The following is a 7,093-nucleotide window of genomic DNA, read 5'->3' as shown; positions in this document are numbered from 1 at the left end:
ATCTTCGTGGCGTGGGCCTCGCCCAGGGCGCCGCCGAAGATCCGGAAGTCATGGGCGTAGACGAAGACCGTACGGCCCTCCACCGTGCCCCAGCCGGTGACGACACCGTCGGTGTAGGGCTTCTTCGCCTCCAGGCCGAAACCGCTCGCCCGGTGCCGGCGCAGCGGTTCGACCTCGTGGAAGGAGCCGTCGTCGAGCAGCAGGCCGATGCGCTCGCGCACGGTGAGCTTGCCCTTGGCGTGCTGGGCGGCGGTCGCCTTCTCGCTGGGGCCGGCGAGCACGCGCTCGCGTATGCCGGCCAGTTCCTCGACCTGGGACCTCATGTCTCCCCCTCCATGGGTAGGGGCGTGGTGATTCCGTGATTCCACTCGCCCGTCGAGCGTGGCAATGCGGACTGACCGCGGACTGACGGACCGCTTACGCGGCGCGGGCGCGTCAGACGGGCTGGAGGCGGGCCTCGCCGGTCAGGGCGGGGTCGTGGGAGAGGATCGCGTGCTCCACCCGGCGCAGGGCGGGGGAGGGCTGGATGCCGAGCTCGTCGTCGAGGTGACGGCGCATCCGGTGGAAGACGTCGAGCGCGTCGGCCTGCCGGCCGGAGCCGTACAGGGCGATCATGAGCTGCTCGCAGAACCGTTCCCGCAGGGGGTGGTTGCTGTGCGCCTCGGTCAGTTCGGCGAGCACGGCGGCATGGCGGCCGAGCCGTAGTTCGGCGTCGAAGCGCAGTTCCATGGCGCGCATCCGGTACTCCTCGTAGCGGGCGCCCGCGAGCTGGCACAGGGTGCCGCCGGCGAACCCGCCGAAGACCGGGCCACGCCACATCCCGAGCGCGTCGGAGAGCAGTCGCGCGGTGTGCGCCGCGTCGGCCGCGGTGGCCGACTCGGCCAGCCGTACGGCCCTGATGAACTCGGCCGCGTCCAGCTCGCCCTCGCCGACGCACAGCCGGTAGCCGGAGGGGTGCATCGTCAGCCGGGAGGTCGGCCGGTCCGGCTCCAGATCGCGGAGCCTGCGGCGCAGCCGGCTGACATGGGCCTGGAGGGCGTTGGCCTGGTTGTCGGGGACGGCGTCCCCCCACATCTCCTCGGCCAGCCCCTCCCCGGACACCGGCTGGCCCTCGCTGACCAGCAGCGTCTGCACCAGCGTGCGCTGCAGGTCGCCGGAGATGTCCGCCGGACCGGCGGCGGTGAGTATCTGCAGTGCGCCGAGAATGGAGAACCTCAGCATGTCTTCCCCCCTTGGTGAAAATTCCTGGCGAAGGTTGTCTCTTTCTGGGGTGGTGCTGCTGAAAAGGCCCGGTGACCCAATGCGCCGCGCCCCGGCGGACGTCTGCTTCCTGGACGTCCCGCCGGGGCGGTTGCTCCGCCGGGACGGGGGGCGGCCGGCGGTTCAGGGGCTTCCGGTGCCGTGCCGCCATTGGCGCGGCACCGGAGGGGGGCAAAGGCGATTCGCATGCCGGATCAGCAATTCGTTTCCCCCGTGCGGAATTCCGGACTGTGGCGGAGAGGGCAGGATTTGAACCTGCGTGGGCCGTCGCCGGCCCGACCTCGAGGCGTGCTCCAGGTCCCCGATCAGCCACTCCGGGCACCTCTCCATGTTTCCGGCCCGGTTTCCCGTGCCGTTCACGGGAACAACATTGGCACCCTGCGCTGACGGAAAGCTGACACGCTTCTGACGCAGGCAATGAATTCCTTTCGGCTCTTTTCCCGGACGTCCTTCCGGTGTTGTACTCCCTTCGATGGAAAACGCTCCCGAAAGGACTACGGGAATGATCGCCACCACCACCGAAACCGTCACGGACAACCCGGTTCTGGACGCGATACGCGCCCACACCACGAGCGAGAACGCGAGTGCGTTCCTCGCCCTCAACAGCGGAAACAGTATCTTCACCGTCCCGGGCGCGGACGGTGTGATCGTGTACCGCCGCACCGGCCGCTGGGCCGTCCAGCTCGGCGGCCCCTTCGCCGCCGAGAAGGACTACGGCACCCTGCTCGACGCCTTCCGCGCCCACGTCCGCGACGAGGGGCTGCGGCTGGTCGGCATCCAGCTCCAGCGCGCCGACGCCGAGCGGTACGCCCGGCTCGGCTTCACCGTCAACCAGGTCGGCGCCTCCTGGGCGGTGAGCCTCGGCGAGTTCACCCTGCGCGGCACCAAGTTCATGCAGCTGCGCAACAAGATCTCCCGCGCGCTCCGCAACGGCCTGCAGATCCAGGAGGTCGACGCCGGCGACGTGGCCGGTGCCATCGCCACCATCGACCAGGCCTGGCTGGGCTCCAAGGGCGGCGCCCAGCAACTGGAGTTCCTCGTCGGCCAGATCGGCGGCGAGGTCCAGGAACACCGCCGGCTCTTCGTCGGCACCATCGACGGTGCCCCGGTCGCGTACATCTCGTACTCGCCGGTCTACGGCAGCCGGGCCGGCTGGATGCACGACCTCAGCCGCCGTATCCCGGAGGGCTCCCCGGGTCTGATGGAGGCCATCAACGCGCACGCCATCGAGGTGTTCCGGGCCGAGGGCGTCGAGTGGCTGCACTTCGGGTTCACGCCGTTCACCGGCCTGGACGCGAGCCACGAACTCGACGGCCACAGCCCGGCGTTCCAGTGGCTGATGCACGCCCTGTGGGCCGAGGGCGCCGCCCTGTACCCGGCGCAGACCCAGCTGTCGTACAAGCAGAAGTGGGCCCCCGACCTGCTGATCCCGGAGTACGTCGCCTTCGACGGGCCGCAGGCCTCGCTGCCCGGCTTCGCGCACGTCTTCCGCGCCTGCAACGCCTTCTGACCCGCAACCGCGAACGACGAGAGGACACCGAGATGAGCCGGTCCACCACCGAAGAACTCCAGCACGCCACGGTCGAGCAGCTGATGGCCGTCATCGGCGCACCCGACGACGAGTCGGTCGCCGAGGCGGCCGACGCGGCCGTCCGCGCCCTCGACGAGCGGCTGCGCGCCGAGGCGGCCGCCTGAGCCGCTGCCGGGTGCGCCGGCGGGTGCCGGCGCACACCCGGTCAGACCGGTATCAGTGCCACATCAGCGCTCCACGGAACGCTGGACACACGTTCGCCCGGCGGTCCGGACCGGGAGTACCGCACTGTGCTCCCGTCGCCGGGCCCGCCGGGCGAAGCGGGGCCCTGCCGTCGCCCTCCGGGCGCACGCCGGGAGTACGGCGACAGGGCCCATCCCGCGACGGTGACCCACGCGGGAGCCTTGTCGACTCGCGGCGCCCGCAGGTCCGCGGGGCAGCGGCGCCGCCGCCCGATCCGGGCACTTCTCCCAAGGAGAGCAACGCATGCAGCGTCCGCACATACAAGAAGCCGCGGCCCTGGCCGCCGGTGGAGGGGCCGGCGCCGGGCAGCGCACCGGTGCCTCGGCGACCTTCGCCGAGCTGCTCAAACGGGTCAAGGCCGAGGGTCTGCTGGACCTCGACCCCCGTTACTACGTGGGCAAGCTGGCCCTCAACACCACCCTGCTGCTGATCGGGTTCGCCGCCTTCTTCGAACTGGGCGACTCCTGGTGGCAACTGCTCACGGCCGTGTGGATGGGCCTGTGCGGCGGCCAGTCGGCGTTCATGTGGCACGACGCCGGCCACAAGGCGATGTTCCGCAGCAAGAAGGCCGCCTCCGCGGTCGGATACGTCCACGCCAACCTGGTCAACGGGGTCAGCTACGGCTGGTGGGTCAACCACCACAACCGGCACCACAGCAACCCCAACCACCTGGACATGGACCCGGACATCGGCCGGCGCACCGCCATCTTCGACATCAAGCAGTACCCGACCCGCAAGGGCACCCAGAAGTTCGTCGTGCGCTACCAGAGCGTGCTGTTCTTCGTGCTGCTCGTGCTCGAGGGCTTCAAGATGCTGCGGACGGCAGTCCTGTCCATCGTCCAGGGCAAGACCAAGCGGCCCGTGCTGGAGACCTTCCTGATCGTGCTGCGCACCGCCGTCTACCTGGGCCTGGTCTTCACCGTCCTGTCCCCGGTGCTCGCGGTCGCCTTCATCGTGGTCCAGCACGCCGCGCTGGGCGTCTACTTCGGGATGATCTTCGCCCCGAACCACAAGGGCATGCAGGTGCGCGACGGCGAGGCGGAGACCCTGGACTGGCTGGAGCGCCAGGTCCTCACCTCCCGCAACATCCGGCCCAGCCTGCTGATCGACTTCCTCTACGGCGGTCTCAACTACCAGGTCGAGCACCATCTGTTCCCGGCGATGCCGCAGAAGAACCTGGGGCGCGCCCGGGAGCTGACCATGGAGTACTGCGCCGAGCGCGGAGTGCCTTACCACGAGGTCGGGTTCTGGGCCTCGTACCGCGAGGTCGCCTCCTTCCTGCACGAGGTCAGCGCGCCGGTGCGGCGCGGTGACGTGGAGGAGCAGATCCGGCGCCGGGCCGTGGAAGCGGCCTGACACCGGCCGGCGACCCCTGCCCCCCACATACCCCCACGCCCCCCACACCCGTCCCGCACCATCCATTCCCCCACGCCCCGGCCCCCGGGCCGCACGCCCGGGCCCGTCGGCGGCCCGGGCGGTTCCCTTCCCGGGAGCGACGCACCACCGGTCCCCAGGAGTTCCCTAAGGAGCCAGCCCCATGTCCCAGACCACCGCGGCGGTGGGTGATGTCACCGCTCCCGCCCCGATCGGTGCCCGCCTCGACCGCATGCCGATCACTCCCCTGCACCGCAGACTCACCGCGGTCATCGGCGTCGGCCTGTTCTTCGACACCTTCGAGAACAACCTCTCGGGCACCATCGCCAAGGTGCTGCAGAGCGACTTCGCCTTCGGCGCGACCTCGCTCAAACTCGTCCTGGCCTCCGTGTTCGTCGGCCAGTTCATCGGATCCCTGACGCTCGGCCGGATCGCGGACCGGTTCGGCCGGCGTCGGGCCTTCCTGATCAACCTCGCCATCTACTCGGTCTTCTCCCTGCTCGGCGCGTTCTCCCCGAACGCCACCTGGCTGATCGTCACCCGCTTCCTGGCCGGGGTCGGCATCGGCGCCGAACAGGCCCTGTCCGACTGCTACCTGGCCGACGTGCTGCCGGCGAGGAAGCGCGGCCGGTTCATCGCCTGGGCCTACACCCTCGCCTTCTGCGGAGTGCCCGCGGTGGGCTTCGCCGCGCTGTGGCTGGTACCGCTCACGCCGCTGGGCGTGGCCGGCTGGCGCTGGCTGTTCGTGCTCGGCGCGCTCGGCTCGGCCGTCGTGTGGATCCTGCGCCGGCAGCTCATCGAGTCCCCGCGCTGGCTGGCCTCGGCCGGCCGGACCGCGGAGGCGGAGCGGCTGGTCGCCCGGATGGAGGCGGAGGCCGCGGGCCGCGGACTGGTCCTGGAGGAGCCCGCGCCGGCCGCGCCGGAGCCGGCCGCCGGGCAGTCCCGGATGCGGGACGTCCTGCGCCCCGGCATGCGCCGCCGGACCCTCGTGCTGTGGCTGTTCTGCGTCCTGTCGGTCGTCGGCTACTACGGCTTCGGCACGCTCGCCCCGCAGATCGTCGCCGCCAAGGGCTACGGCATCGTCGCGGGGCTCGGCTTCACCGCGCTGTCCTTCCTCGGGTACCCGGTCGGCTCCGCGCTCGTCCTGCCCGTCGTGGACCGCCTGGAGCGCCGCACCCTGGTCGCCCTCTCCGCGGGCGCGATGGTGGTGGCCGGACTCGGCTTCGCCTACGCCGGCTCGGCCGCGGCGATCGTGGTCTGCGGCTTCGCCTACACCCTGTTCAGCAACGTCTTCTCCAGCGTCAGTCATGTGTACCTGTCCGAGCAGTACCCCACCGCGATCCGCGCCACCGCATCGGGCGCCGCCTACTCGCTGTCCAAACTCAGCGCCGCCGCACTGCCGTTCGTGCTGCTGCCGGTGCTGGAGGGGCACGGCGCGGGTGCCCTGTTCAGTGTCATCGCCGCCGCCATGGCCGTCCTCGCCGTCACCGTGCTGACCCTGGGCGAGCGCACCACCGGCGTGCCGGTCAAGTGAACCCGTCCGTCAATCCGAGGAGTTGAGCATGGCCTACGTCATCGGACTGCCCTGCGTCGACGTCAAGGACCGCTCCTGCGTCGACGAGTGCCCCGTGGACTGCATCTACGAGGGCCGCCGCGCCCTGTACATCCATCCCGAGGAATGCGTGGACTGCGGCGCCTGCGAACCGGTCTGCCCGGTCGACGCCATCTACTTCCAGGACGACATGCCCGAGGAGTGGGGCGACGACCACGCGGCGTCCAACGCCGCCTTCTTCGCCGGTCTCGGCTCGCCCGGCGGCGGCGGAGCCGTCGGCCCGCAGGACCACGACTCCCCGCTCGTCGGCGCGCTGCCCCAGGGGGTGCCGGCGGTATGAGCGGCATCCTCGCGGGCAAGCGGATCCTGGTCACCGGCGTCGTCACGGACGCCTCCATCGCCTTCCACGTGGCCCGGATCGCACAGGAGGAGGGCGCCGAGGTCCTGCTGACCGGCTTCGGCAGGCTCTCCCTGATCGAGCGGTTCGCGGGCAAGCTGCCGAAGCCCGCCCCCGTCATCGAGCTGGACGTCACCGACCAGAGCCACCTGGACAGCCTCGCCGAGCGGATCGGCGAGCACACCGACACCCTCGACGGCGTCGTGCACTCCATCGCCTACGGCCCCCAGGGTGCCTTCTCCTTCCTCGACGGCACCTGGGAGGACGTCTCGACGGCCGTGCAGGTCTCGGCGTACTCCCTCAAGTCGCTGACCACGGCCTGCCTGCCGCTGCTGGAGCGGCGCGGCGGCTCGGTCGTCGGCCTCACCTTCGACGCGGCCGTCGCCTGGCCGCACTACGACTGGATGGGCGTCGCCAAGGCCGCCCTGGAGTCCACCAGCCGCTATCTCGCCCGGGACCTCGGCGACCGCGGCATCCGCTGCAACCTCGTCGCCGCCGGGCCGCTGCGCTCCATGGCCGCCAAGTCCATCCCGGGCTTCGCGGAACTGGCCGACGTGTGGACCACCCGGCGCGCCCCGGCGGGCTGGGACCTCACCGACCCCGAGCCGGCCGCACGCGGTGTGGCCGCGCTGCTGTCGGACTTCTTCCCGCGGACCACGGGCGAGATCGTGCACGTGGACGGCGGGGTGCACATGATGGGCGCCTGAAAGCGCCGGAAGGGGCGGGAGCCGAGGAC

Annotated in this window: 8 protein-coding genes and 1 tRNA gene; 6 read left to right on the top strand and 3 right to left on the bottom strand. The window is 71.0% G+C overall.

Annotated features, from left to right (window positions below):
• The 3 genes from ABZ478_RS37900 to ABZ478_RS37890 form a co-directional block, all read right to left on the bottom strand.
• Positions 1-323: carboxyl transferase domain-containing protein (locus ABZ478_RS37900; RefSeq protein ID WP_359557171.1), on the bottom strand; the 323-nt coding region annotated here is incomplete at its 3' end.
• Positions 324-435: 112 nt separating this feature from the next.
• A complete protein-coding gene (locus ABZ478_RS37895) occupies positions 436-1,221 on the bottom strand; it encodes a BTAD domain-containing putative transcriptional regulator (protein ID WP_359557169.1) in 786 nt (261 codons plus the stop codon).
• 270 nt (positions 1,222-1,491) lie between these two features.
• Positions 1,492-1,588 (bottom strand) — tRNA-OTHER (locus ABZ478_RS37890).
• 174 nt (positions 1,589-1,762) lie between these two features.
• Here ABZ478_RS37890 and ABZ478_RS37885 point away from each other — a divergent pair.
• The 6 genes from ABZ478_RS37885 (at position 1,763) to fabI (ending at position 7,064) form a co-directional block, all read left to right on the top strand.
• A complete protein-coding gene (locus ABZ478_RS37885; RefSeq protein WP_359557166.1) occupies positions 1,763-2,770 on the top strand; it encodes a DUF2156 domain-containing protein in 1,008 nt (335 codons plus the stop codon).
• Between the two features lie 32 nt (positions 2,771-2,802).
• On the top strand, positions 2,803-2,955 hold the full coding sequence (locus ABZ478_RS37880) for a hypothetical protein (RefSeq protein ID WP_359557164.1): 153 nt from the start codon (positions 2,803-2,805) through the stop codon (positions 2,953-2,955).
• Positions 2,956-3,277: 322 nt separating this feature from the next.
• Positions 3,278-4,390, top strand: a complete 1,113-nt coding sequence (locus ABZ478_RS37875) for an acyl-CoA desaturase (RefSeq protein WP_358940674.1) — start codon at positions 3,278-3,280, stop codon at positions 4,388-4,390.
• Positions 4,391-4,571: 181 nt separating this feature from the next.
• Positions 4,572-5,942: an MFS transporter gene (locus ABZ478_RS37870; protein ID WP_359557162.1), complete on the top strand. Its 1,371-nt coding sequence runs from the start codon at positions 4,572-4,574 to the stop codon at positions 5,940-5,942.
• Between the two features lie 28 nt (positions 5,943-5,970).
• Positions 5,971-6,300, top strand: coding sequence for a ferredoxin (gene fdxA / locus ABZ478_RS37865; protein WP_359557160.1), 330 nt, complete (start codon positions 5,971-5,973; stop codon positions 6,298-6,300).
• On the top strand, positions 6,297-7,064 hold the full coding sequence (fabI, locus tag ABZ478_RS37860; RefSeq protein WP_359557158.1) for an enoyl-ACP reductase FabI: 768 nt from the start codon (positions 6,297-6,299) through the stop codon (positions 7,062-7,064). The genes fdxA and fabI overlap by 4 nt, the downstream gene beginning before the upstream one ends.
• The last annotated feature ends 29 nt before the right edge of the window (positions 7,065-7,093 follow it).

The organism is Streptomyces sp. NPDC005706 (genome assembly GCF_040631045.1).
In the GTDB taxonomy this organism is placed as follows: domain Bacteria; phylum Actinomycetota; class Actinomycetes; order Streptomycetales; family Streptomycetaceae; genus Streptomyces.
This window is presented reverse-complemented; position numbering and strand designations above follow the sequence as displayed.

Coding starts and splice junctions, on each gene's coding strand:
- ABZ478_RS37880 (WP_359557164.1), top strand. CDS start 2,803: ATGAGCCGGTCCACCACCGAAGAACTCCAGCACGCCACGGTCGAGCAG.
- ABZ478_RS37885 (WP_359557166.1), top strand. CDS start 1,763: ATGATCGCCACCACCACCGAAACCGTCACGGACAACCCGGTTCTGGAC.
- fabI (WP_359557158.1), top strand. CDS start 6,297: ATGAGCGGCATCCTCGCGGGCAAGCGGATCCTGGTCACCGGCGTCGTC.
- ABZ478_RS37870 (WP_359557162.1), top strand. CDS start 4,572: ATGTCCCAGACCACCGCGGCGGTGGGTGATGTCACCGCTCCCGCCCCG.
- ABZ478_RS37895 (WP_359557169.1), bottom strand. CDS start 1,221: ATGCTGAGGTTCTCCATTCTCGGCGCACTGCAGATACTCACCGCCGCC.
- ABZ478_RS37875 (WP_358940674.1), top strand. CDS start 3,278: ATGCAGCGTCCGCACATACAAGAAGCCGCGGCCCTGGCCGCCGGTGGA.
- fdxA (WP_359557160.1), top strand. CDS start 5,971: ATGGCCTACGTCATCGGACTGCCCTGCGTCGACGTCAAGGACCGCTCC.